The organism is Microbulbifer mixtoriginis (SeqCode), assembly GCF_052466765.1.
In genome coordinates this window covers 3,063,041-3,088,287 of sequence record NZ_CP174289.1, presented here as the reverse complement: position 1 = coordinate 3,088,287, position 25,247 = coordinate 3,063,041, and the positions used below count along the sequence as shown (strand labels likewise).

The 25,247-nt window shown below is 49.7% G+C and carries 16 protein-coding genes; 5 read left to right on the top strand and 11 right to left on the bottom strand.

Features of this window, described 5'->3' with window-relative positions; translation table 11 throughout:
• Positions 1 to 85: 85 nt before the first annotated feature.
• From ACJJIV_RS13640 to ACJJIV_RS13620, 5 genes are all read right to left on the bottom strand, one after another.
• A complete protein-coding gene (locus ACJJIV_RS13640) occupies positions 86 to 4,729 on the bottom strand; it encodes a fibronectin type III domain-containing protein (RefSeq protein ID WP_444889300.1) in 4,644 nt (1,547 codons plus the stop codon).
• Positions 4,730 to 5,516: 787 nt separating this feature from the next.
• Positions 5,517 to 5,822: a hypothetical protein gene (locus ACJJIV_RS13635; RefSeq protein WP_444889299.1), complete on the bottom strand. Its 306-nt coding sequence runs from the start codon at positions 5,820 to 5,822 to the stop codon at positions 5,517 to 5,519.
• Positions 5,823 to 6,031: 209 nt separating this feature from the next.
• The gene (locus ACJJIV_RS13630; RefSeq protein WP_252083436.1) at positions 6,032 to 6,454 is read right to left on the bottom strand and encodes a GFA family protein; all 423 of its coding nucleotides are present in this window, start codon (positions 6,452 to 6,454) and stop codon (positions 6,032 to 6,034) included.
• A gap of 64 nt (positions 6,455 to 6,518) precedes the next feature.
• Positions 6,519 to 6,887, bottom strand: coding sequence for a hypothetical protein (locus ACJJIV_RS13625; protein WP_444889298.1), 369 nt, complete (start codon positions 6,885 to 6,887; stop codon positions 6,519 to 6,521).
• A gap of 393 nt (positions 6,888 to 7,280) precedes the next feature.
• Complete coding sequence (locus ACJJIV_RS13620; RefSeq protein WP_444889297.1) at positions 7,281 to 12,458, bottom strand: DUF748 domain-containing protein; 5,178 nt, start codon at positions 12,456 to 12,458, stop codon at positions 7,281 to 7,283.
• Between the two features lie 258 nt (positions 12,459 to 12,716).
• Here ACJJIV_RS13620 and ACJJIV_RS13615 point away from each other — a divergent pair, with 258 nt between their 5' ends.
• The 3 genes from ACJJIV_RS13615 (at position 12,717) to cobB (ending at position 17,389) form a co-directional block, all read left to right on the top strand.
• Positions 12,717 to 15,002: a slr1591 family oxidoreductase gene (locus tag ACJJIV_RS13615; RefSeq protein ID WP_444889296.1), complete on the top strand. Its 2,286-nt coding sequence runs from the start codon at positions 12,717 to 12,719 to the stop codon at positions 15,000 to 15,002.
• Positions 15,003 to 15,172: 170 nt separating this feature from the next.
• On the top strand, positions 15,173 to 16,480 hold the full coding sequence (locus tag ACJJIV_RS13610) for an NAD(P)/FAD-dependent oxidoreductase (RefSeq protein ID WP_444889295.1): 1,308 nt from the start codon (positions 15,173 to 15,175) through the stop codon (positions 16,478 to 16,480).
• A 204-nt stretch (positions 16,481 to 16,684) separates the two neighbouring features.
• Positions 16,685 to 17,389 carry a Sir2 family NAD+-dependent deacetylase gene (cobB, locus tag ACJJIV_RS13605; RefSeq protein WP_444889294.1) on the top strand — a complete coding sequence of 235 codons (705 nt, stop codon included), beginning with the start codon at positions 16,685 to 16,687 and terminating at the stop codon, positions 17,387 to 17,389.
• Between the two features lie 19 nt (positions 17,390 to 17,408).
• On the opposite strand, the gene ACJJIV_RS13600 is transcribed toward cobB, so the two are convergent.
• On the bottom strand, positions 17,409 to 17,990 hold the full coding sequence (locus tag ACJJIV_RS13600; protein WP_444889293.1) for a SixA phosphatase family protein: 582 nt from the start codon (positions 17,988 to 17,990) through the stop codon (positions 17,409 to 17,411).
• A 179-nt stretch (positions 17,991 to 18,169) separates the two neighbouring features.
• On the bottom strand, positions 18,170 to 18,649 hold the full coding sequence (locus ACJJIV_RS13595) for a DNA binding protein (RefSeq protein WP_252083443.1): 480 nt from the start codon (positions 18,647 to 18,649) through the stop codon (positions 18,170 to 18,172).
• 545 nt (positions 18,650 to 19,194) lie between these two features.
• Here ACJJIV_RS13595 and ACJJIV_RS13590 point away from each other — a divergent pair.
• On the top strand, positions 19,195 to 19,641 hold the full coding sequence (locus ACJJIV_RS13590) for a CBS domain-containing protein (RefSeq protein ID WP_444889292.1): 447 nt from the start codon (positions 19,195 to 19,197) through the stop codon (positions 19,639 to 19,641).
• 2 nt (positions 19,642 to 19,643) lie between these two features.
• Here the strand turns inward: ACJJIV_RS13590 and ACJJIV_RS13585 are convergent, their stop codons facing one another.
• A complete protein-coding gene (locus ACJJIV_RS13585; RefSeq protein ID WP_444889291.1) occupies positions 19,644 to 21,494 on the bottom strand; it encodes an SLC13 family permease in 1,851 nt (616 codons plus the stop codon).
• 739 nt (positions 21,495 to 22,233) lie between these two features.
• Here ACJJIV_RS13585 and mnmH point away from each other — a divergent pair.
• Complete coding sequence (gene mnmH / locus ACJJIV_RS13580; RefSeq protein ID WP_444889290.1) at positions 22,234 to 23,322, top strand: tRNA 2-selenouridine(34) synthase MnmH; 1,089 nt, start codon at positions 22,234 to 22,236, stop codon at positions 23,320 to 23,322.
• 105 nt (positions 23,323 to 23,427) lie between these two features.
• On the opposite strand, the gene ACJJIV_RS13575 is transcribed toward mnmH, so the two are convergent.
• The 3 genes from ACJJIV_RS13575 to ACJJIV_RS13565 are packed head-to-tail and all read right to left on the bottom strand — an operon-like array spanning position 23,428 to position 25,178.
• A complete protein-coding gene (locus tag ACJJIV_RS13575; RefSeq protein WP_444889289.1) occupies positions 23,428 to 24,357 on the bottom strand; it encodes an SDR family oxidoreductase in 930 nt (309 codons plus the stop codon).
• Between the two features lie 14 nt (positions 24,358 to 24,371).
• On the bottom strand, positions 24,372 to 24,755 hold the full coding sequence (locus tag ACJJIV_RS13570) for a VOC family protein (protein WP_444889288.1): 384 nt from the start codon (positions 24,753 to 24,755) through the stop codon (positions 24,372 to 24,374).
• 54 nt (positions 24,756 to 24,809) lie between these two features.
• Positions 24,810 to 25,178, bottom strand: coding sequence for a DUF2750 domain-containing protein (locus ACJJIV_RS13565; protein WP_444889287.1), 369 nt, complete (start codon positions 25,176 to 25,178; stop codon positions 24,810 to 24,812).
• Between the last annotated feature and the right edge of the window lie 69 nt (positions 25,179 to 25,247).

The following is a 25,247-nucleotide window of genomic DNA, read 5'->3' as shown; positions in this document are numbered from 1 at the left end:
AGATATGCACAAAAACTTAAGCACAAGAAGGTTAAGATAATTACCGATGCACCTCACATAATGTGAGATGCATCTATTTATAAGATTAATGAACTACAGGTTTACGCAGTAGCAACAATGGACCAGTGCCATCATCGCCACCACAGCTATCAACATTTCTCGGTTTAAAACGATGGTTAAAGATCAACTCAACATCTTTAACCGCATTGAGGTCTACCAGTGAACCATAACGGTCTGCCAACTTGAGCGACAAGCGCCAGCCAGTGGCGGCGACACTGCGTTCTTTAAACGCACTGGTAATCGTGGAATTTGAACCAGTGCCACTATTAAGCACATCCAAGTTCGCAGACATAGAAACACGGTAGCTATTTCTGAACGCCAGCCCAGTTCCCTCAACGGCATCCCAGAATCGAGTGCTATGAGTTATAAACTCGTCCTGAATACCAACTCCATCCGCATTTTCCACCAGAGTTCCCGGAGTTTTACTACGCAGGAAACTAGTGCCCCCATAAGTCAAAAATGCAGGCGTTTCGGTTTCACCACTAACGCTATATGCAAGGGGGATATTAAGACCAACGGTTTCAATTTTATCCAGGTAATTACCACCAGTTGCCAAGCAAGACAAATCACCGTTGTCGGCAATAACCGGCCCCAGGAAGAAGTTACTGCGCGGTAATTCTTTCACAGTACTAAATTCCACGGTTATCCAGGTATCACTGCCGTATTTACGTGACAACAGGCGCAGCTTTTCCTGCAAGGCTTGCTGCGGGCTCAGCCGCGGACCGTCTTGTTGAGCGGGGTCCGGATGTGCATAGGTTTGTGAAATACCATTGATTTTATCCACATAGCCGAACACATCATCTTTCAGAGAGAAGGTGTCCGTCGCCTGCTCTATACTTCCAAGCTTATGAAGTTGATCGAAGGTCAAAAGCTCACTATAGAAATCCCTCAGTTCCTGGGCATTGCGCACTTGGAAAATGTCTTCCTTTCTGGAGCCAGTCACTGATCCCACAAACGATTCCTGCCACTTGTATTCCAGCGCACTGGCCGCGTAGAACAACCACTTCTGCGCTTCCTCAAAGTGACGCTCTGCACGCAACATTTCCGTAGTCAGGCGGCTGGCATGGATCGGGTCAGCAAAATAACGTTCGGCCAGATTGGCATTAGTAGTGAACATCTGGTTCATAACCCGCTGTGCCTGATTCAGCATGCCGACTAAACGTTCTACTTCCTGCTCAACCGTAGCTTCCGCTTGGGCAATATCCAGCGCGATGGTATTTGCCTCCAGCCACATAGTACGCACGCGCGCTCGGCTTTCGACATCCAACAATTTGTTGGTGCTGTCATTCAGCTTCGCTCGCTCTTCTGCACCCAAGCGAATGCTCATTGCTTCTAGCTTGCCAATATCTTTAATGCTCTTGAGATTGATATGACTAGAAACCACCTGATCGATACCTTGCTCTAGCGTGCTTGTATCTCCGGTGTAGTAGGCTTTAATTGCACCACCCACTACTTTCAGGAAGCCATCGCGTTTTCTGGATTTCTCCGCTTCTTTACGAATCTTGGTGATTTGCTTAGAAATGGATTCCTGCTTGGAGCCGTAATCCAGGATGATCTTCGACATGCCGTCGACGATACCTTCCTCCTCCGCACGTCGCTCGATTTCAATTTCAATCGCACTCAGCAGGTCTTCCATACGCTGCAGGTTGTTGCTCAATGCGATTTGCGCGATATCGATATTGTTTGCCTGCAACGCAATTTCACTACCTTGCTGTGCAGACTCTTCAACAATAATGCAGTCTTTGCTGAAGCAGTTACTTGGGAACTCCAAGCCCAACAGGCTGTACAGCCAGTTGCCCAACTGCTGGTGGCGGTCGGTATATTCCGTGGCCAGCTTGTCGGCACTGTGGCGGTAGTTCTCATAGCTGGTTTTTGCGGCGGCGAGACTATTCTGTGCGGTGGCGATAGGGCCACTGCTGTCATTACCGAGGAAGTCACTCAGTGCATTGAAGGAATCAAACACGGTGTTGCCATCGATACCGTAACCCTGTACCAGCAACACTGAATCCTGCGGCAGGCCCAGAATGTTGGTTTCGCCCGTGAGCCAGCTCACGGAGTTTTCCAAATCGCTGAGATGGGTTTGCCATGCATACACTGCTTCGGGCAGACCAGAGAAACCTTGCACCTGGGTAAAGTCGGTATTCGGGAAGATCGCACGCAATGATTGCTCTTTAGCAATCAACTCACTGCGCAGCGTATTCATCTCGTCAACCATTTGTGCCAGCAGGGTGGTATTGGTCTGTCCGGCAACGACGGCCAGACGCGCTTGCTGCACTTTAGTAGAAGCCAATTTGCTCATCAGCTGATAGAGCATGGTGACATCTTTGTACCCGGTGAACAGTAATTCTGCTGGGGTTACATCTTTTTGTGCCAGGTCGTTGGGGTCGTAGTAGCGGGGGCTAATTTGACCACGGGAGGGACCCCATTGTGCTAAAAACTCCGGTGCATAGGTCAGCAGGGAGTTGTACTGCTTCAGGGCATCCTTCAACAACTGGTGTGCAGTTTCTATATGGCCAACTTCGACCTCTACCGCTTCGTTACGCAGGCGGCTAATACGGGCATTATCCAGGGCTTCATTAGCCAGGATCATTTCCGCTACCGCGCGATCGTAGTAAACATCCAGCGTGAAACGTTGCAGGTTTTCATTGTTGGGATGATGAGTGAGCTGCTCAAAAATAAACGCTTCCACATCTGTGGCACGGTTACGCTCGGCAGTGTCATACAGGCTGGAAAACTCAACCGTGGCTTCACCACTGGCGTAAGGGTTAATCACCGTATTGGTGTTGGTATCAACGATATACATCAGATCCAGGTAGCGGAAGGCCGCTCTATCCCGGGAGAAAATACCCTGGGCAGGATTTTCCTGGGCCGCAGGTACCTGATCGGCTTCGTTGTAGTACAGCTGCTTGCGAATCTGTACCGTGGGATCCAGCTCCATCGTTACCGTGAAGGTATTACTAAAGTCGGAAGAGCCCGCTTTGTTCGCGGCCTGTACACGATAATCGTGCGTACCGAATACTAATGGAGAGGCATTGTATTTATAGCTGTTGCCAGCACCGTTATACACGGTTTTCCAGCTGCCATTATTAATACGTTGCTGCAGCAGATAACTATCAGTTTCGGCAACTGATGGCCAGCTCACGGTATAAGCTTCGCCAGTAGAGGAAGGTACAGTGATATAACTAGGCGCTACAGGTGGCTTCAGCAACGCTACGGTGGCGCAAGCTTCCGGTGAATAGTTGGACTGATCTGTTGAGGTCAGTGCACGTACCCGGTAGCAGTGGCGCCCGTCTTGCAAGTTACTCAGCTGGTAGCTGCGTGCAGTGCCGCGATAAAGCTGCTTATTTGCACTGTCTACCACTTGATATTCAACGGTAAGACCGCCTTTTTTAACTTCGCTCCAGCTAAGCTTGACCTTGCCATCCCAGCTGTTGGTTGGCGAAGCTGAGGCTACGGGCACACCAACAGCGCGATCGACTTTAACCGTTACTAACGAGGAGTAGTTGGAGCAAGTGCCCTTGGCATTACAAGCGCGAACCTTATAGCTATAAGAGCCATTGCTAACACCAGAGAAACTCTTACTTAAACCAGAACCATTGTACAGAGTGGAGCCACTGCCATCGACCAACTGATAACTGGTGGCAAACTGCTTGGTATTCCAGCTGACAGTATATTTACCATCGAGGCTGGTGGTGGTATTTAATTTAGGTGTTGGTACGCCAGGACGGAAATAGACTTCTAAATCTTTACTTTCTCGATAGCCAGAACAAGTGGTATTACAGGCCCGCACTCTAAAGCGGTAAGTACTACCATGGCTCAGGGAGGAAACCGTTGTACTGGTGGATGAACCAGAATAAATATTGCCGGACCAATTGCCGTTATCCTTGCGCTGTTGTACCTCGTAGCGAGTAGCCCCGCTGCTGGCAGCCCAGCTGATGCTAACGCTGCTAGAGGAGGTATAACTGGGAACAGTGATAGAGGTTGGGGTTGATGGAGTCAGCTCTACCTTTATGGTTCCGCCGTTCTTATAAGCACCACATAAATTCTTTGCGGTGTTACAGGCTCGTACACGATATTGGTAGTTACCGCTAGAGCGGCCACTTTCATCAAAGCTAGTTTTAGAACCGTTATAAACCCTGCTCCAGGAGCCACTATTTACCCTACGGTAGAGCTCATACCGGCCTGCACCAGTACTGGAAGACCAGCTAACCTTGTAAGCCCCATCACTATCGAAAGTGCCGTAATTGATACTGGAGGGCGCTGCTGGTTGAAATATAACGTTAACGGTATGAGTGCCTAACTTAACCCTATTGAATCGGGAAGCAGGGCAAGATGTAACTTTATCTTCCCAATCATCAGGGGAGATAATATCTGGAGTACAGTGTTCATGCCAATACTCATAAAAGTATTTACCGGCAGAAGAAACGGTTACAGATTTAGTAGAGTTTGAACTGGAAAACCCATAGTCTAATGAAATATTCCGAGTAAAAGTTCCATTTTTATACTCTTTTAGATATACACCCATTATCCCAAGTGGCGCTACAGACTTATATGACAAGGAATATTTCCCATCAGTATCTGTGCTCGGCCCGCTCAAGGCAGACCCATAAGCAATAGCACTGGCACTTAAAACCTGCAGCACAAAAAAGTTACGAACAAGAGTCAACATGTTAAAAACCAAACGACAGAGATCTAAATAGATCGAAAAATAAAAACCTCAACCTCAAAAACAACAGCAAATAGAAAGCTCTTCACCTTTAAAGAACCCAAAAGCAGCTACTAAGAATAACAACACATGTGACTTTCCTCCCTTAAGCACCCATCATCCCTTTAAAGACAGTTTATTGCGGAATTCCCAACAATAAAATACACGCCGAATTCTATCGATGAGCATGGATCTCTTTCAAGAAAAATACGCCAATTATTTTATTTATTTTTATTTCCACACACAGAAAAAGGACATTAATAACCTCAAAATGGTACAAATATCCTATTTAAAAACTGAAAAATTGATTTTTCTCCACTAACCTAAAAGACAGGCAAGCTTAGCAAAAGCTTTTACACAAAAAAAAACGAACAAAATTAAAAGCTCAGAAAACATTGAACAAATTCAATAAGAACAATTAAACACCCCACTCAAACCACCATCAAAACTTAAGAGGTTCCTGCAATTTAAAAAAACCACAATACAAAAATAATTAACCCGAATAAAAATAGCTTATATTTTCAACACCCTAAAAACATAGCAACATCAAAAAATTATATATAGAACCTTTAAGCACGGAGCAGGCATCAGCACTAAAATTAATCACACTCAATCTTAAAGATTAAAAAATGTAATCTCATAAATCCTGCAATTAAAACAGCCTGCAGCAGCAAAGAAATGTAGTAGAGAAATGTAGTAGGGAAATACTTCTGGAGAGATACGCGCTACTTAAAAGTAACGCGCAATAAATCTAGCGGCCTAAAAATAAAATCAAAATAGCAATAACCAAACCAACCAACAACACCCATACTCCTCGAAGCATCAAAGAGCGAGCATACTCCGCTTCTTTATACCGCAACGCATAGGGAATTCCGGTAATCGGGCCAAGAAATATAGTGACAATTCCCCAAACCCAGTGCTTATTACCCAAGGCAGTCAATGCAGCCATTAGGCCCCCAAACCAACACAGGGTCACACCTATGACACATACTACCAAGGCGATTATGGACCACCACTGATTGGCCAGGAAAATTTCTACTATCTGTGTTTCTGTCATGGCACTCTGCCACTCCCTATTACTACTTGATCATTGCAAATTTTCAGGCCCTTTTCACAGCTTGATAATGCTGCTTCCAGATAGCCCAAATTACCCACGATTTGCTATGGGCACAGCCGCTTTCAAACCGATAGCGCTGTTAGCGAACAATAGTAACCTTAAAGGGGGACAAATGGTCCCCCCAAAAGTAATCAGGAGTGTGTGATCACTTACTCTCCGGAAAATTCAGTGACCAGCTCCAGGCCGGTTATGTTTCTGGTCTCATTGGCAAAGCTATAGTATGTGGGTTTTTCATCAATAAATATCTGATGGGTCATTGTCACTTCAGGGGGAAGTTCGAAGATACCCGCAGGAACTGAATACTGCTGGGTTTCCTTTAATCGGTAGAAGAGATGGGAGCCACAATTGGAACAGAAACCGCGTTCAGCCCAGTCCGAAGAGTCAAATACAGATACATGCTCCTCACCAGAGATTTCCACACTGGTCTGGCAGTCCACCGCCAACAGTGGACCACCGCTCCACTTTTTACACATGCTACAGTGACAGACTCCAAGGTCAGAAGAAGGCAGCTCGGCCTTGATGGTCACAGAACCACACAGGCAGCTTCCCTGTACTGGATTAGTATCACTCATATTTTCCTCTCTCTTCTGTAAAGCTATAGAAGCGTACACTTACTAACTGTTGCCACAGGGCAATCTAAGACTCATAAAACTTACAACGGCGCTTGAACCAGTTAATTCTTTTAGTGTGATTCTCTGGGCAGTTTTCCATACACTGGCTACCAAGCGCTTTCAGGGTGATTGCCTCTGGGTAATTTGCCACTACTTCCCCCGCAACGATATGACGAAAACCTGGTTCGTCTGCCGTAATAAGAAAGTGGTTTTCTTTATTACCAATTAAGATTTTTTCTCTGGCCATTGCATAAACTTGGAATTCCCACATCCCCCAGGAGCTCCATTTATTCATAACCAGGCATGTAGACATGGTTTTTAGAGGCTGCTGCTGCTGCTCAATAGCAAATGAAGAACTTGAGAACAGCAGTAGGAAAAATATAATTATTCTCATATTCAATCCCTGAATACTTATAGCAGTAAATAAGTTGACAGATAGTCGCAATATCAGTGGTAAATAGCACTACCCAAAGAGAGGTATACTCATACCAACTATGTCACAAAAATGAGAAGCACTTCAAGATATGATAATATGATTTACCTTTTGGGCATTTATAACCCAAACCTCACTGAAAAAACATAGAAATATCTTGCAGATTTTATTGATAAATAAAGCAAGCTAGAATATAGGAAGTATTTCATTTATTAATAACAACATATCTCCACACTGATAAATATAGCCACTTACACTTCCACAAAACACTCATCCAAGAGGATGATATATCTCCAGCATAGAGAATAAGGCACCCATCAAATATCAACTTCCCTTAGAAATATATCACTGATATTAATTAGAAAATTCAACTCTTGGATCACCAAAGTCACGTCCCATATAATCCGGTGCGCAAGGAATAAGCTCAGCAGCTGGGATACCTGCATCAATCAAATAGCGCTCAACTTTTCGACTGCGCTCTAAGGCTAGCTTCTCAAATTCTTCCCTCAAGAAAATAGGCGGCCTACGGTAGAAATTTGATAAAAATCTGCGACTACCGCGTAGACCAATTGTTGAATTTGGGTACATTGCATTCCAATCCCTGGCATTGGCAATACCACAAACACCAGGACGGGCATCTGGATGTTTATGTAACACTGCAACCATTTGCTGAAGTTGTGCCAGCGCCAAACCACTTAACTCCGCACTGCCGGGAGCAAAATCAATGGAATCAAAGGACTTCGCCATAAATCGCCCCCAGGCCAATTTAGCCAAAAGATAAATACCATAGGGGGTGAAGTAACTAAACAAAGCATCCATAATGGCTTTATGTAGTAACTCGCTGAAGACATACTCCATAGAAAACTTTGGATCGCGGATATTACCGGTTACAGGCATACCAAATTTCACATTCCCCTTACCATCTTTTAACAGCCAAAGGGCAAGGTTCAGAGGGATAAACCTCTTCTTAACTGGTAATTGATCATCTTTTCGTACACGCCGAACTTTTATTTTTTCCAACACCACATCGGCAAAGGCATTTAATTGATTTTCATAGATATGGATATTCACCACCGCATCCATCTGCCCCTGCAGTATCTTGAAACCAAGTAGCTTGGCCATATAAGGCGTAGCCGGTATCAGGTTTACATTAGCCAGGTAACCGGTCAGATCTGCATTCCATTTTTTTTGCCCCAAGTAGTCTATTGTCCCCCCTAATTGAATATCGCCAAATCCACCGGGGCGGCCATTCGCGACAATCACAGCTGGAGGATGCTCCCCCACATTGCTGATATCACTGAGATTAAGATTGATATCGCGTACTGGCAGCCGTGCGCGAAACTCATGTTTTCGATCCACCCAGGTAAAAGTACCATGGCGCAGGTGGATATCACCAATATGGTATAAGAGTGGAGGCCGGTGTTTTTTCTTCCTATGTAGATATTGATTAATCGGTATCCCTCGCAGTTCGGCAATCTCCCAGGTTACCGGAAACTGACCCTGCTCATCCCTCAACAAGATAAAACGTGGGCGCAGGAAATCGATAAAATCAATCGTCAATAACTCCATACGCTTATGGAAACTCAAGCCTTTAATATGCAACAACCTAAAGTCCCCAACGGTACTGTGGCGTTCAAACTCGGGAACACCAGGATCCCGATTGAAGAAATGGAAATGTACGGCCTCCCCCCAGGCGAAGTACCATTCTTCTGAATTCATAGAAAAGTGGGCAATCTCAATACTTTCCCCCTCTACTAATAATTCGCCTCGAGGTGAAAAAAGATCAATATTCTCAACCTTAAACAGTGGAAGAGTTAGCCCGTGTACGCCATTGAAGTTACCATCCAACTCAACGGCTCCGAGTTTGAAGCAATGAATCCCTTGATCAAAATAACCGGCGGGAATACAGCTGGCGATACTCAGAAGCCGTAGTTGTTGTACTCCTAGAGATCGTCCCTCCAAACGCAATTGCTCCACTTGCAATCTCTGCGTCTTCAACAACGGGAAAGACAATGCTTGCGTAAAGCCCTTCTCATGCATTTGTATTTCCGCCACACTGATGTCCCTGAGCAGAAAAACCCTCCCGGTCGCCCCTTGTAGACTTTCCATACCTCCCAAGCGTAATTGGCTCAACTGATAACAAGGGACAATATTTTTGTCTTTCAAAAGTCCGGCGGGTAAACAGCCACTGGCACCCTGCACCCGTACCAGTGCCTCCCCCTCAAAAGAGATATTATCCAGCTGAAAGTTGGGTATTTTAATTGGCTCAGTATTTTTGCGTGGAATAGAGAGACCAGCTAAATGTAAAGAGCCCTCAAGAGTAAAAGGCCGACTTAAGGATACGCGCTGCAAACCTGGCATATACAGTTCATCGACGCCATAACAGCTCCGCGTATCTCCAGCTCTGGATCGCTCAAGCCTTTCTATCGTTACAATCTTGCCGGAGTCTGGCAGGCACACCCGGGTATTGAGAATCTTTAAGTCGGCAACAGAAAAGTCCTTCCCACCATTCCAGTTGACTCCCCGCCAACTCAACTGTTGCAGGCCTGCCTGCAGGAAATCTCTGCCTTTTTGCCAAAAAGCGATTGGACCAGTGTAAACAGCGCCAGAACTAATCCGATCAATGCTACTTTCAAAGCCGATACTAATTGGGTTACCCGTAAATTTTATCTGTGGTGTTTCAATACAGTCAGCCAGGTTTGCCCTATCGATTTCACTAGGGAACAGGCGCTGTAAACCACAAACTAAGATATTGTCGATCGTTAAATCGTAGAGATCGATGGAGCCGGGGGAAAAATAAATCCGAGGAATGTCAAGTTTTGCAAACTGCCAAATGGGCTCGGCAGAGGCAGCACGGGTAAATTCTGTCACTCCCAGTGACACCCCACTGCTATTGATAGAGTGCAAGTCCCGACTGTATATACAATGGGGGAGTTTTCCCATTATGCCCTGTCGCTGTGGGAGACAAGCCAATAGGGACTCTGCAGACAGCTTGTCAAACTTTATTTCTGAAGTGGCAGCACCATTGCGGGACCAGAGAAATTCTAATTCTGGCAGAGAAAGCTGTTGAATATCCAGTGCAGCTATTCCGTCCATCTCCAGCAGTTGAATCTGAGCAATGCTGGAGTCATTCAAATTGGCCGATGCTTGCTGTCGACCAAACTCCAAGTGGAAGGCTTCGCCTAAATGCAACTTCTGCAGGTCTATACAGCGAATGTGAATATCAGAAAGTACCGCGATATCCGGTAGGCAAATATCCAGTATTTCCAGTGCACTTTCAGGCAAGGCGATATAAGTGCTGAGCGCCGCAGACGGTAAATATCGGATTCTAACTAATGGGAAATTTAGGTCTTCAATATTTAGCAGGGAGCGATTTTGTGTCGTGTGTGCCAGAGCACGCTCGATAGAAAATTCTGCAGTGGCAATATCAAAGCCTCCGCGCCAAGCAATGCGAAGAGGCTGTTGCTGGCGCAAGTCACGAAAGTCAAAGCAAGTGGGCATTTCCTCAAGCGGCAGGGAATCCCGGTAAATTAACCGTGCCCAAGAATCTGGTAAGCAACCATCTAAGCGCTGCAAACTGGCATTTTCCAGTTTGAAGTTTGGCGCATTCACACTGGCCATTTGGTTACTGGCTTGAGGCCCCTGTTCCTCTAGATTGCCCTTCTCCGTACCATAATCCGCCTCTATCGGGCCGATACTTGATGCCATGGCGCTGGCAGCCCAGGGATCTTCAACGGCTTCGCGGCGAAAATATCCGCTACCGCTGGCCATTTTCTGTAGTAAAAGCCCTTTATTACCGCTGGGACTATCTCCCAACATGAGTCGTTGCACCCCCAATTTGCCAAAAATGGCATACCCATCCTCACCTGGCTGCCAGGCAAAATTACCTCGCCCCTTAAGACTGCTGAGCTGGGCGCACAAGGGCCCCAAGCCCTCAGGCAGCAAGCCACGCGATAAGCAGCCAGACAAGGATTCCAGGGAAAAATCCTGAATTGAGTAAGGTGTATCCGATGCTAAAGTGTCGATACCCTCCCACTTTAATTGACGCAGTCGCAGCCTCTCTTCTGCCAATCCTTCTAGCTGCATCTGTCCCAGATACATTGGCCCACTAGCAGCTCCCCATGGAATCGACTTTGACTGCGAACCAAAACGCAGCGCCACTTTTTCCTCTCCACGTAAACTAGCTAAGCGCACGCAGTGGTCGGGTTTACCCCACAATTCACCGGGCACACAGCCGCTGGCACTATCCACCGATAAACTGCCCACTGAGAGAATTCGGCTGGCTTTATCAAACTCCAGTGGACCCAGCCGAGCTTGTGATGCTGTCAGAGGCTGCCTGTGAGGCTGGGCGACATCCACATAGCGCACCTGTTGGGCGCGACTGGGACCGGTAACTATTTTGAGCGGTTGATTCCAGTCAAACTTGGTAGGACCGGGGAGATTCAGGGTAGTGGCTCGCACACAAAAGTGGTGTTTGGCATCGCGCAAGTGCTGTGGACACCAATCGAAGGCGGTAGCGCCCGCACGACGCCAGCGCAGCCGTTTAATCGGGCGAACATAATCAAAATCGCGGATAGCAATGGTTTCTGCGCGCCAGTCCTGCCAACGCTGATCGCTGCGCCGTAATATAACGCCTTCGCCATTGGCACGGCGCCACTGCGCCATAGCGACACGACCAAAATCAAATTTTAAATCCCCAGCGGCTTTCAAACGACGCGCTGCGGCACAGTGGCCGATCAAGCGCTGTAATCCGTGAATCGCATCAGCCCACTGTTGTGGCGGGCAACTGGAAAAAAATTCTGCGTGGAAGGCATCCGCTTCGGTGCGCAAACTAGGCCAACGAAAATCCCCAGACTTCAAGTGCAGATGCGCCAAAGTCGTGTTATATCGCGCAGACTTTCTCTCTCTGGCTAATAATTCGTGTAATTCAATCCCAGCAGCGGCAATATCAACTTTTAGGGGAACGTTTCCTTTGCGCCACAGCCCCAGGGTGAAATCCCGCGCTCTTATATCGCCAATGTAAACGCAGGAGGCTGTAGACCAGATGGGCTTGTGTAAATAGCAGAGTTCGCTATTACGAATTCGTGCTCGCTCGATTGCCAGCTTAAAATCCCTATCCTTGCGCTCAACCTGTGCCAAATCCCAGCCGCCCACCTCCCATTCTCTGCGCCATTCTCCCGGCACAGATTGCAGATCCATATAGGCGCCACTAATAGAGACTCGAGGCAGATTGGCGCGACCACGCAGCAACTGCCACCAACTGTAATCCAGCAGAATTTCCTGGGCGGAAAACCCTCTCCCTTCGCGGTTGATTGCACGCGCATCCACAAGCAACAAGCTTAAATCCAGCAGAGACACTCGAAAGTGTTGCGCCTGAAAATCCAGTCCGCGTTCGGCCATCCATGTACTGGCCTTATCGCGTACCAAACCGGAAAGCACGAATGAAAAGCCTTCCAGCAATAATAATCCGCCAATCAACCACCACAGCAGGTGATGAAAGCGGGCATTATGACGGGCAGGCTCTGTTGGCATTGGAAAAATCGCGCCGCGAAATGAGTTGAACGCAAGCTGCAACGACAGCCAAGCCCATAAAGTAAAGACCAGCCCCACAGTTTTTTTTACCCTGGCGTCGCGATTCGCGATAATGAAGGCTGACGTCGTGTGATCAGTCTCGCCCCAACTCACGCTGTCTAAAATTTATCCAGAAGTGAATTTGCACGGCGGGAGAATTTGGCTGGCGGGCAATGGCTTTACCCCAGCAACTGTTGCAGAAATCAGTAGTGAGCAAAAATGCAGGAGCATCCTAACTACCAGGATATCGTTCTGGTCGGCGGTGGCCACACCCATGCCATTGTGTTGCAAATGTGGGCAATGAACCCCCTGCCGGGTGCGCGCCTGACATTGGTTTCTCCACAAATCCAAACCGCCTATTCCGGCATGTTGCCGGGGATGGTAGCGGGCCACTATTCACTGGATGACACCCATATCGATCTGGCGCGCCTGTGTCGCGCTGCAGGCGCTCGTTTTATTCAGGCCTGTGCCCACCATATCGACGTAAAGGCGCACACGGTATCACTGCTCGGGCGTCCACCATTAGAATACGACCTCTTGTCCCTGGATGTCGGTGCCACCCCGGTGCGTGAGCTACCCGGCTCAGAATTGGCAATCCCCATCAAGCCTATCGGACATTTTTACAACTTCTGGCAAAAACTGCAGAGACATGTACAGAAAAATCGCACATCTCTGCGCCTGGGTATTGTCGGCGGCGGTGCTGGTGGTTGCGAACTGGCCATGGCAATGGCTTATAGCCTGGAGGAGCAGATCTATTCCGGGCGCGTTCAAATACACCTGATACACGGAGCTGATGAAATACCGCAAGGCTATCCTTTCCTCGCGCGAAAACTAGTGGCCCGTGAGCTCGATAGCCTCGGCGTAGAGATACATCACAACTGGCCGGTATCAGAAATTACTGAGCAGGGCGTACGCAGCAACAATGGCGAGTTACTCAATCTGGATCAGGTGCTGCTCTCAACCAACGCCTGTGCTCCCCCCTGGCTGGCGGATTCCCAGCTAGCTCTGGACGATAAAGGCTTCGTAGTAGTAGACCGTAAACTGCGTGCCCAGGGACATCAGGAAATCTTTGCCGCCGGTGACGTGGCCAGTTTTTCCGCCGGGCCACTGCCCAAGGCTGGTGTCTACGCAGTGCGGCAAGGGCCGGTGCTGTTTCACAATCTGCGCGCCACTCTCACCGGACAGCTATTGAAAAATTACCGACCGCAAAAGCGCTTTCTGAGCCTGTTGGCCTGTGGCGGCAAGCGCGCGGTTGCGGTGCGCAATGGACTTGCCGCAGTGGGAGCCCCCCTGTGGCGCTGGAAAGACCATATTGATCGCAACTTTATGCAGCGCTTTAGCGATCTGTCCATCAGCATGGAAGAGATGCCGAGCGCCCAACCTCGCGAGATACTCAACCAGCGCCAGGGCATCTCTCTGGCGAGCATGCGCTGCAATGGCTGCGGTGCCAAGGTAGGCCCTGAAGTACTACGCGGCGCCCTGGCCAAGCTTCCCATACAGCAATCTGAGTACCTACTGCGCGGACTTGGAGATGATGCCGCCGTGATGGACCTGCCCGCCTCGCAATTATTGGTGCAGAGTTCCGACCAACTGCGCGCCCCGGTTGCAGACCCCTGGCTGTTCGGGCGACTTGCCGCTTTGCACGCACTCTCTGACCTGTTCGCTATGCATGCCCGCCCGGTGAGTGCACAGGTATTGGCCACCCTGCCCACCGCGGCAGAAGAAATCACCCAACGGGACTTACAACAGCTGCTCGCCGGTACGATTTACGAACTCAACCGCCACCATTGCGTACTCTCCGGTGGCCACACTGCCGAAGGAGCGGAGATGCAGTTGGGCCTCACTGTGAACGGCCTGGCTGAGCGCGAGCAACTGCTGGAAAAATGTGGGGCTCACACAGGAGACTGTCTGATATTGAGTAAACCCTTGGGCATCGGCACCATTCTCGCCGCCGAGGGGATGGGGGAAGCCAAAGGTCGCTGGCTGCAAAAGGCATTGGAGACCATGCTGCACAGCAATGCCGCCGCTTCGGGGGTTTTCGCCCAGCACGGCGCCCACGCTCTCACTGATGTCACGGGCTTTGGTTTACTCGGCCACTTATTGGAAATGCTGAAACCCGATGGGCTCAGTGCCACTCTAATCGCCGAGCCGCTGCCACTGATTCCCGGCGCCCGTCAGTGCATTGAGCGCGGCTGGTTATCCAGCCTACAACCGCAGAACGCCAGTGCCTATTCCTTTGTGGAAAACCCCCGGGAGTGGCAATCCCTACCACACTGGGCGCTACTCACTGATCCACAGACCTGTGGTGGCCTGCTCGCCGCTGTTCCTGCCAGTAAGGCTGAAGCCTGCGTTCGCGCCCTACTACAGAGTGGCTGCAGCCAGGCCGCCATCATCGGAGTGATCAACACTAGGGGCAACCCCCAGCCAAAGATACGCCTGCGTCGGGATGGCCACTGGCGGCAGTTAATCACTCACAATAGCGAGGCGGAACACAGCCAAGTGTAATCATTCCGCTTTTATTTCTATTTATCATCACTTGTTCGGGCCTGTTGATATCACTGCCAATGCGGAGGATACTGGCAGCAAAACAAGCGCCGCTAACCATGTATTGCGGCGATAGGTCTTCACAGATTGGGGAGTCGGCTTATTAGTAATCGACAGGAAGACCACCCACCATGAAAAAAATTGTGATCATCGGCGGCGGCGCTAGTGGGCTACATCTAGCCACGCGGCTCGGGCACTATTTCAGTTTTACCCCGTTCATGGGAAAAAGACGCAACTCTCCCACAGCACAAATTACTCTGGTCGATAAGAATCGTACCCATATCTGGAAGCCCCTCCTCCATCAAGTTGCCGCTGGCGCATTAGACGCCAATATGGACGCCCTTAACTATCAAGTACACGCCCGCGCTAACGGCTATGAATTCCAGCTCGGCGCGCTACAGTCTCTCGACAGAAAGCGTCGAGTTGTCACTTTGGGGGCGGTGTTGGATGACGAGGGCCATGAGTTGGTGGCTTCTCGCGAACTGGAATACGATTATTTAGTTCTCTGTATCGGCAGCAAGAGCAACGATTTCCACACTCACGGCGTACGTGATCATTGCGTCTTTCTCGACAGCAGTGAGCAGGCACAGAAATTCCACCAGCAGCTTCTCAATCATTTTTTGCGCCTGGAAACCCACACTAAGAACAGCTTGCAGATTGCTATAGTTGGTGGCGGCGCTACCGGAGTGGAGTTGTCGGCAGAGCTGGTGGATGCAAGCAAGCAGATGGGCAACTATGGGCGAATCAGCTCGGACGCTATTGATATCACCGTAGTAGAAGCCGGACCGCACCTGCTGCCGGCCCTGCCGGCGCGCTTGGGCAATAACGCCGAGCGCGAACTGAGTAAAATGGGAGTGCGCGTACTCACCGGTTGCAGTATCGCGAGTGCCAATCCCACGGGTCTCACCACCGGTGACGGCATGGAAATTCCCGCAGCGATTCGCGTCTGGGCCGCTGGGGTCAAGGCTCCCGATTTTCTCAACCGTCTCGATGGGCTCGCCACTAATCGCCTCAATCAAATAGAGGTGAAAACCACACTGCAAACTCAAACTGATCCAAGTATTTTTGCCATGGGAGATTGTGCCAGTTGCGTCGATGGTGACGATCAGCGGGTACCGCCGCGCGCTCAAGCAGCACAACAGATGGCCAAACTCACCGCCTCCAATTTGATCGCTTTGATTGAGAACAAACCCCTGGAACATTTTTACTATCGGGATCGAGGCTCCCTGGTTTCACTGAGTAAATACACTGCGGTAGGAAATTTGATGGGCACCCTGGTAAAAGGCAGCCTCACCGTAGAAGGGCGTATTGCAGGTTTTGCCTACCGCTCACTCTATCGCATGCACCTGGCGGCAATCCACGGCTGGCCAAAGGCGATGTTGCTTTATCTCATTGGACAGGCCAACCGCGCGGTGAGCCCTCGTCTTAAATTACACTGAGGAAACCAAAAAAATTATCTCAATAAATTAAGCGGTCAATCTTGGCCGCTTTAACTTGGCCATCTGATTTATGCCTATCAACCGTAATATTTTTCTTGCTCTACATAACTAAAGCTTTCAGGCTTTCGATAAAATATTGATCTCCGTAAACTGTCCAATATATTTTTATGCCCTAATCACAGCAGCTTGACGAAATTATTTCCTATGCAATATCAACGTATCGTGGTACTGACCGGCGCCGGTATCTCCGCAGAATCTGGTATCCGTACTTTTCGCGGGGCCGACGGCCTATGGGAAAACCAACGTATCGAAGATGTCGCTACCCCCGAAGCTTTTGAGCGTAATCCCCAGTTGGTACAGCGTTTTTACAACGAACGTCGTCAACATCTAATATCTGGAGATGTAGTACCCAACGCAGCTCATCAGGCTTTGGCCGAACTGGAAAAAGAGTTCACCGGGGAATTTTTGTTGGTTACCCAAAATATCGATGACCTCCATGAGCGCGTCGGCAGCCATCATCTGATCCATATGCATGGCGAACTGCTCAAAGCCCGCTGCAGCAGCAGCGGCCAGCTGTTTTCCCTGCGGGAGGATCTGTTGGTTAGCGATCACTGCAACTGTTGTGGACTATCAGGTACCTTGCGCCCCCATGTGGTGTGGTTTGGGGAAATGCCGCTGCAGATGGAGGCGATTTACGAAGCCCTGAGCCAGTGCGACCTGTTTATCAGTATTGGCACCTCCGGCAATGTCTATCCGGCTGCCGGATTTGTAGAATGTGCCAACCTGGCGGGAGCACACAGTGTGGAGTTAAATTTAGAACCCAGCAGTGTGGGTGATGCTTTCACCGAGCACCGCTACGGACCGGCCTCGGCGATTGTTAGAGATTTTGTGCGCGAGCTGCTCGACTAGCGTATACACAACTAATCGGCTACTGCGTTTGCGAAAGTTCAGCTACGTGATGTTGTCTGCTGTCCTTACCGTAGCGTTGTAACAGAGTGGTTACCTGGCCTCGGTCACGAATAACAATATAGAGGCGATCGTATTCATCGGATTCTCTAATTGGAGCACCTTGTTCCCCTCCGAGAAGGGCCACCATTTCCGGCGTAGTATTACTATGCCCAACGACCAAGATTCGATCGCCGGCCTGGTCCAAATCCACGGCAAACTCTTTTAATTTACGGTAATCATAGCTTTGTACCGGCAAACCTCGCTGTTCAGCCAATGGGCGGGCAGTTTCCCTGGTGCGAGTAAAATCGGTGCTGTATACCGCATCAATTTCCACACCTTTGAGTATCCGCGCCAACTGCTCGGCACGGGCCTTGCCAGCTTTTGCTAGTTGTGGATCTTTGCCAGCATTAGGCCCCAGCTCTTTTTCCCCATGGCGCACCAAATAAATAACCTGGCTATTGGTCTGGCTATTGGTATTTGATGTCGCGCTTTCCGCCCAAGTGTTGACCCAAGGCGAACTTATAAAGCCAATGATTAGCAGACTGGTAATTCGGGTAAACACAAGAAGATGCTCTCAATCCAATAATGATTGGAGGTTATGCAAAGGATATAGGGGCAGTAAACCCATATTCGATGAAATACAGGAGAATGCGTTTAAATTTTTAAGAAATGTAAAGAATACCCTGGTGGAGATTATCCAGCACCGGTATTACCGATGCTGGATAGGAAACCTGAGCAGAATTAGATCTTCCACTCTTTAACGGTTTCCAGACCGTATTCATCGATCCACTGGCTCAGCGCTTTAGGGTTGCGCTTTTTCTTCTCTACAGTGGCACCGGTATACGGATTGCGGTAGTGACCGGTTTCCAGCTTGGGCTCTGCAGACTTGCTCGCAGTAGCTGCAGCACGGCGGCCGCGACGGGGGCTATCACCCTCTTTTTTCAGGTGACGGGCAACGCGAGACTTAAGAGTCTGTACGTAGTCAGGAGCGTCTTCATCATTCAGCTGGTCTACCAGCCACTCAACGACCTGGCGGCCACGTGCAACGAAGAATTCCTCTTCTTCCATCTGATATTCGGCAGCCAGATTAACCAGTGCCTTATCAAACGCGATAACGCCATCTTTTTTGCGTTCTGCCTGAGCCATTTGCTCCTGCAGTTCTTCGATTCTTGCCTGATGCTCGGCAATTTGCTGTTCGAGTTGTTCGTATTCCTGGAACATTCAATAAACCTCAACGACGGTTATTAAAAATACAGAGAAAACACTGTGGCGGAGGCCGACACAGAGTCGAGTCCGGTTATTCGAAATATCAAAATTGTTAACAGCACCACTAGCCGATTACTGGCGGTTAAGTGATGTTATATTCGGCATATTACGAATTAGCCGAATGAAAAACGAGATACCCTTGCACCGGTCGACTCCAGCGCTAGATATATTCGGCAAATGCATTATTAAAAGCTAGCCGACTTCAGCCTTTTCCGGTATTGAACCCGAAACACTGATTATATTTCTCGGCTGAGGTCGCGAATAATAATCTTTCGCCAACAAATATCAACCGTTTACGCTCTATCATTTGAATATAATAGGAATCTTCACGGTTATTGCTAACAAAATGTAACAAAGGCGTGGATATTCGCCTGAACAAAAGGATATTCAAACATCCCTATTTTGGCTATATTGTAACCGCAGTCGCCAATTGCAAATTATTGCGCTGACTTTTGTTATAGCGCTCATTGCCAAAAACCATTGGATACCTGACGCTCGCTATGTCCAATACCCATAATATTCATCACATGCCCACTTTAGCGGCTCTGATGACGCCGTTTCCCTATCACATCGATATTGATGCCACCGTTGAGGATGCCCTTTCGCTAATGGAAGAGCACAAGGTGCGCCATCTGCCAGTAACCCGTGCCGGCGATCTGGAAACGGTCATCTCCAAGGGAGATATCGAAAGGGCCAACGCCCCCGGACACCGACTGGAAGAGCAACAACTCTATGTCCACGACCTGTGCGCGCGCCGGCCCTTTATTGCCGATATCCACGATCCGTTGGATAAAATCCTAATGGCTATGGCCGATACGGGTATCGGCTCGGTGCTGGTCATGCGCGAAGGAGAACTGGTGGGTATCGTCACAGTGACCGATATACTGCGCTTTTGTAGCAACTATCTTGCGGAATTAGCGCAGCCTGTGGACGACTCCATCGCCTGAGCTTAGAGCGGCCATACCCACAGCAACATGGGGATACTTACAAGCACCACCAGTATCTCCAGAGGCAGCCCCATGCGCCAATAATCACCAAAATCGAACCCCCCCGGCCCCAGAATCAAGGTATTGTTCTGGTGGCCCACCGGGGTTAGAAAAGCGCAGGATGAGCCGATGGCCACAGCCATTAGAAAGCTGTCCGGATTCACCGCCAGTTGTTCAGCGGTACTAATGGCAATTGAACACATCACCGCCGCAGTAGCCACATTGTTCATAAAGTCCGACAATGTCATGGTAACGATCAATATCAACACCAGAGCCAATACCGAACTACCCTGAGCCAAACTATCCAGCAGCACCTGTGCCACCAAGTCCGCCGCCCCTGTACTTTCCATCACCTCGGCCACGGCAATCAATGTGCCCAACAAAACAATCACAGAGCCATCCAAGGCCTCGTAAATGTTTCGCAGCGGCACAACCTTGAGTGCCATAAAAGCCAGCACGCAGGTAGCAAATGAGACCGCTGCGGGGACCAGGCCAAAGGCTGCACCCGCAACTCCCAATGCCATAGCAAGCAGGGCAATGACAGCCTTCTCCTTGTTCGGCATGCCGATATCCCGCTGAGCCAGAGGCACGCAGCCCTGTTCCCGGGCAAACCTATTGAGATGGTTATCGGGACCCATCATCAGCAGGGCATCGCCCGCCTGCAACGGCGTAGAACGCAGGCGCTTCACCGATCGGCGTCCGCGCCGGGAGAGGGCCAGCAGATTAATCTGGTAGTTGGTCGAAAGGTGTAAAAACTGAGTTGAGCGCCCCACCAAAATAGAATTGGGCATTACAACCAGTTCGCGCAACTGCATTTCCTCACCGGCGGGGACGCTCTTATCCTTACTCTTATCCCGAGAATCCTCGTCCTGCAGCGGCTTTGCCCCTCCTAGCTGTACAACCACTTTCTTGTCTTTTTCTGTCTCAGCCCCACCAACCATGGTGAGTCCAAGCCTGGTAAGACTCGCTGCTAAGGATGCGGGCTCTGCCTCGATTACCAGAATGTCCCCGCTTTGCACCCGCTGCCAGGGCGCTACTGCCGCTACCCGAGCATCGCTTTGTACCAACCCGACTACCTGTGCATCCTCAGCCCCCAATACCTTGCCAATTTCACCCAGGCTCTTACCCACTGCCGCGCTCTTTTCCCCAACCAGTGCCTCGGTGAGGTAGGTCCCGGTATCGAAACTGGATGCACCCGCTTGGCCGCGACCAGGCACCAGGCGCCAGCCAAGCAGACCGATAAAGAGCAGGCCAACCAGGGTCACTGCCAAACCCACCGGGGTGAAATCGAACATGCCGTAACTGCCGGCCCCGGCGCTGTCGCGGAAACCGGAGACCACCAAGTTTGGCGGCGTGCCAATCAGGGTAGTCATGCCACCGAGTATCGTGGCGAAAGACAAGGGCATTAGCACCTTACCCGGGGCCAGGCCCTGTTTTTCCGCCATATCCGCCGCTACCGGCATCAACAGCGCCAAAGCCCCCACATTGTTCATAAACCCTGATAAAAGAGCACCGAGCCCAGTCAGGAGTAACATTGATACTGTGATATTGCCGCTTCGAGGCACTACCCGTTGGGCCAGGGCTCCCATAGCTCCGGTATTCTGCAGGCCACGACTGAGGATCAGCACGCAGGCCACAGTGACCACTGCCGGATGACCAAATCCAGTAAATGCTTTTTCAGGGGGAATTAATCCAAAAAACACACAAGCGAGCAGGGAAGAGAGCGCCACCATATCGTGGCGCCAAGGCCCCCAGATAAACAGCGCTATCGTAATCGCGATAATGATTAGAATAAGCAACTGATCTAGGGTCATAAATACGTATTTCCTGAATGAAGCACTCGTGAAGAATTCCACGGGGCAACTCATTCAGGGTATACAAGGATAAGGTATTGACGGGAATAAAGGCGCCGGAAGACCACTCTTCACTGATCGTTTAGAGGCATAATTTGCGCCAACCAAGTTCAATGGCTCGGTTTCAATGGAAGTCGAGAGCAATCTTCCAATAGTTTTATGGACCAATAGGAAATCTATATTTCTTATTACGATTAAGGGAAATTTTAATTGGACTTATGCTAATAGGGCAAAGTGTAAAATTAGATAAAAATATTGGAATATCTGGAGATATTTTCTGCCCAGGTATTTTAGTGGCGTCAAATTTCACCAAAAATTATGATATCCAAACCATAACGGATACCAAATTATTAATAACTGCTCCCTATTGAAATTCTCACCCTATTACTAACCATATCTTTTCTTCTTATTTATTAATTGAGCATAAAGGGCCCTGCCCTAAATTAACCTAAAGCGTTACATACACCTTCAGCTAATTAGCCACAAGTATTCGCGACTAATACTCTACTAGCTCCTCAATTATTGGTGGTGACATACCCTGGAGCCATTTTATTCGGTTAAGCGCTAAAGTGGATTGGCGTACAAACAAGCAAAAGCCTTACAATCGACCAAAGTTTCTTTGATTAACTCTATAAGAGCCTCAGAGTGGTCAGCCCTCATTAATGAGTGAAGCTCTCCACAGCAATATTGGAGACCCTCCTTGCGCAAAAATACTACGAATTACCGTGATCTATTCCTACACGATATTCCGCTGATGGATGTACGAGCACCGGTGGAGTTTCAGCGCGGAGCATTTCCCCATGCAGAAAACTACCCGTTATTAGACGACCAACAACGGGAGTTAATTGGTACCGAGTACAAACAGCAGGGGCAACAGGCTGCTATTGATTTGGGATGGCAACTAGCCACGGATAAAGTCGTAGAGCATAGGCTCAACGCTTGGAGTACATTTATTCATCGCCACCCTCAGGGTTACCTTTACTGTTTTCGTGGCGGCCTGCGCTCGCGCACTACACAGCAATTATTGCGAGATGTGGGAATTGATTATCCACTGATTGATGGTGGCTACAAGGCTATGCGCACCTATCTGCTCAGCCAGCTGGAAGGCCTGAGCCAGGAGCTGCCGCTGATCGTTATTGCCGGTCACACCGGCAGTGGTAAGACAGAGTTAATTCAGGGTGCAGAACGGGCACTCGACCTGGAGGGGATTGCCAGGCACCGCGGCTCCAGCTTTGGCCGTACGGGTTGTGATCAGCCTTCTCAAATCGATTTTGAAAACCAAGTGGGTATCGATTTACTCAAGCTGTCGCAAGCTACCGGACCAGTTTTTATCGAGGATGAAAGCCGGCTTATTGGCCGCTGTGCCCTGCCCCCAACATTACAAAATGCCATGAAAAACGCTCCCAGAGTCCTGGTGGAGGAGCCGCTGGAGCAACGAGCCCGGCGTATTGTGCAAGATTATGTTTGCGAGGCCCTGCCGCGCTTTAAAACTGCTGACAACTCCTCCGCAACGACATTGGGAGAAGAACTGCGCAACAACCTGAGTAAAATCCGCAAGCGCCTCGGTGGATTACGCCATCAAATATTGGATGCACAACTTATGGATGCAAATCGAGAATTACAACAGAGTGGAAACAGTGAGGCCTATATTCCACTGGTGATGTGTTTATTGCGAGAATATTACGATGGTGGTTACAACCACCTGATGGAAAAGCGTGACAGCCCTATCCTATTTCGCGGTAGTTTTTCAGAAGTGAAGGACTGGCTGAATCACAGGCGCGACTGTTAGTTAATGCGTAAAAATTTTAAGTGGATAATTTCCAGTAATGCATCGAGCAGAAAAGTAATTAATCACTCAAATGAAAAACACCGGGGAGGCAGCCCTAAGCCTCTCTTATACCTTGTGCGCCAAACGGTTTAACTTGAAACGGCGCAATAAAATCCAGTCCCGCAATTTATGCGGTAACCAGCGCGCAAGCCAGGGCAACAGGCGGCTGCGATTGCCGATACGCACCAGTGTGCGCGGCCGTTTACATAGTAGTTCACGTACTAACTTACGTGCCAAAGAACTGGCCAGGGTGGCATTTTGTTGAGATTCCTGTGCTCGGGCGCGTACCACCTCTTCCTGGCGCTTATACATTGAATCTGGGGGCAAGAGACCGCGCAATGATACTTCCGCGTGGCGGCCGAACTCCGAGGCAATAGCCCCAGGCTGTACCGTCATAACGCGAATCCCAAAAGGTTTTAGTTCCAGGCGCAAGACTTCCGAGAGTGTGTGCAGGGCCGCTTTGGAAGCGCAGTAGGCCCCAGAGAAAGGGGTAGCCAAAACACCGGATACGGAACCGATATTACAAATTACAGCACTCTTGCACGAGCGCATCAACGGCACACTAGCGCGCGCCAGTGCCAGCGGTGCAAATACATTGGTGCGAAATTGATTTTCCAGGGAGCGGGTATCCAGCTCCATCAGTGGGCCCATCTGCCCGTAACCGGCGTTGTTGATCAATATATCCAGACGACCGTAGGCGGCCTTGAGAGCGTGTAGCACCCGGTTAATATCTGCCTGGCTATTAACATCCAGAGCTTCGGTGGCGATACCCAGATCCGCCAATTCCTGCAGACTTTCCGGGCGCCGCGCGGTGGCGATAACAATTGTGCCGCGGCGGTGCAAAGCCAGGGCCAGCTCGCGGCCAATACCACTGGAACAGCCCGTAATCAGTGCGACTCTGTCGGGCGCCACATAGCCCCGGCCAATTTGGGCAAGGCTCTCTGCGGCAAAGCTATCAGGAGATTTTCGAAAACTGGAAACTGGTGGTTTGTTCACGGGGACTGCTCCGTTTACTGGTTCGAATCCTCCGACACGGCCTGGGGTTGCTCAATCAAGCCAATAATATTGCCGTAAGGATCGAGAAAACTCGCCATCAGTACGCCCTCGCCAACATCCACCACATCGCTGTGTTGTCGCGCACCCATGGCTCCAAGACGCTCGACCTGTGCGGCCATATCCGCAACCGCCCAGTAGGCGATCACCCCATCCGCGCGGCTGATCGCGCTGCGCGCATCCGGATTCAGGCCCAGTTCACAATGGCCGAGATGAAAACCCACATAGCAATCGCTATCGAAATAGGGTTCTTTCTGCAGCAGCTGCGCATACCAGGCACGGGCCTCTGCAATATCTGTTACACCGTAAATTACTGTACTCAGGCCGAGAAACTGCTCCATTAGGACACCCCGTTGTTTAATTTTTATCCGCTGGGTGGGGCACTATGGCGCAGCTTATTGCAGCTCCTGCTCCAATTGCTCCAGCAGGTCGATGGGTTCCAGCTCCACACCGTCCAGCTCATTGTTCCAGTTCAGCCCCACCAGCAGGACATCCTCGTGCATACCGGTGAGCCAGTCATCCATAAATTCTTCCAGGTCGATAGCTACCGCCTGGTAATCCGCCCAATCGCCCTCACAGTGTGCCTGGGCAAATTCCCGCTGGGACCAAAAGGGCATCACCTCGGTCTGTGGGCGCTTTTCGGATTCGCACAACGCAAAGCCCTCTTCCCCCTGCAGCGCCCAGACGCAGCCCTGTTCGGCAGCCTCTGGCAAAAAACGTGCGCAGTTTTCTTCAAAATCATCAGTTAAGGGTTCGCTTTGCATAACATCTTCGCTTGATTAGTTTGCCAGCAGTTTACGCCAGTTTGCCCCCCGCACCAACGCACAGGCCAC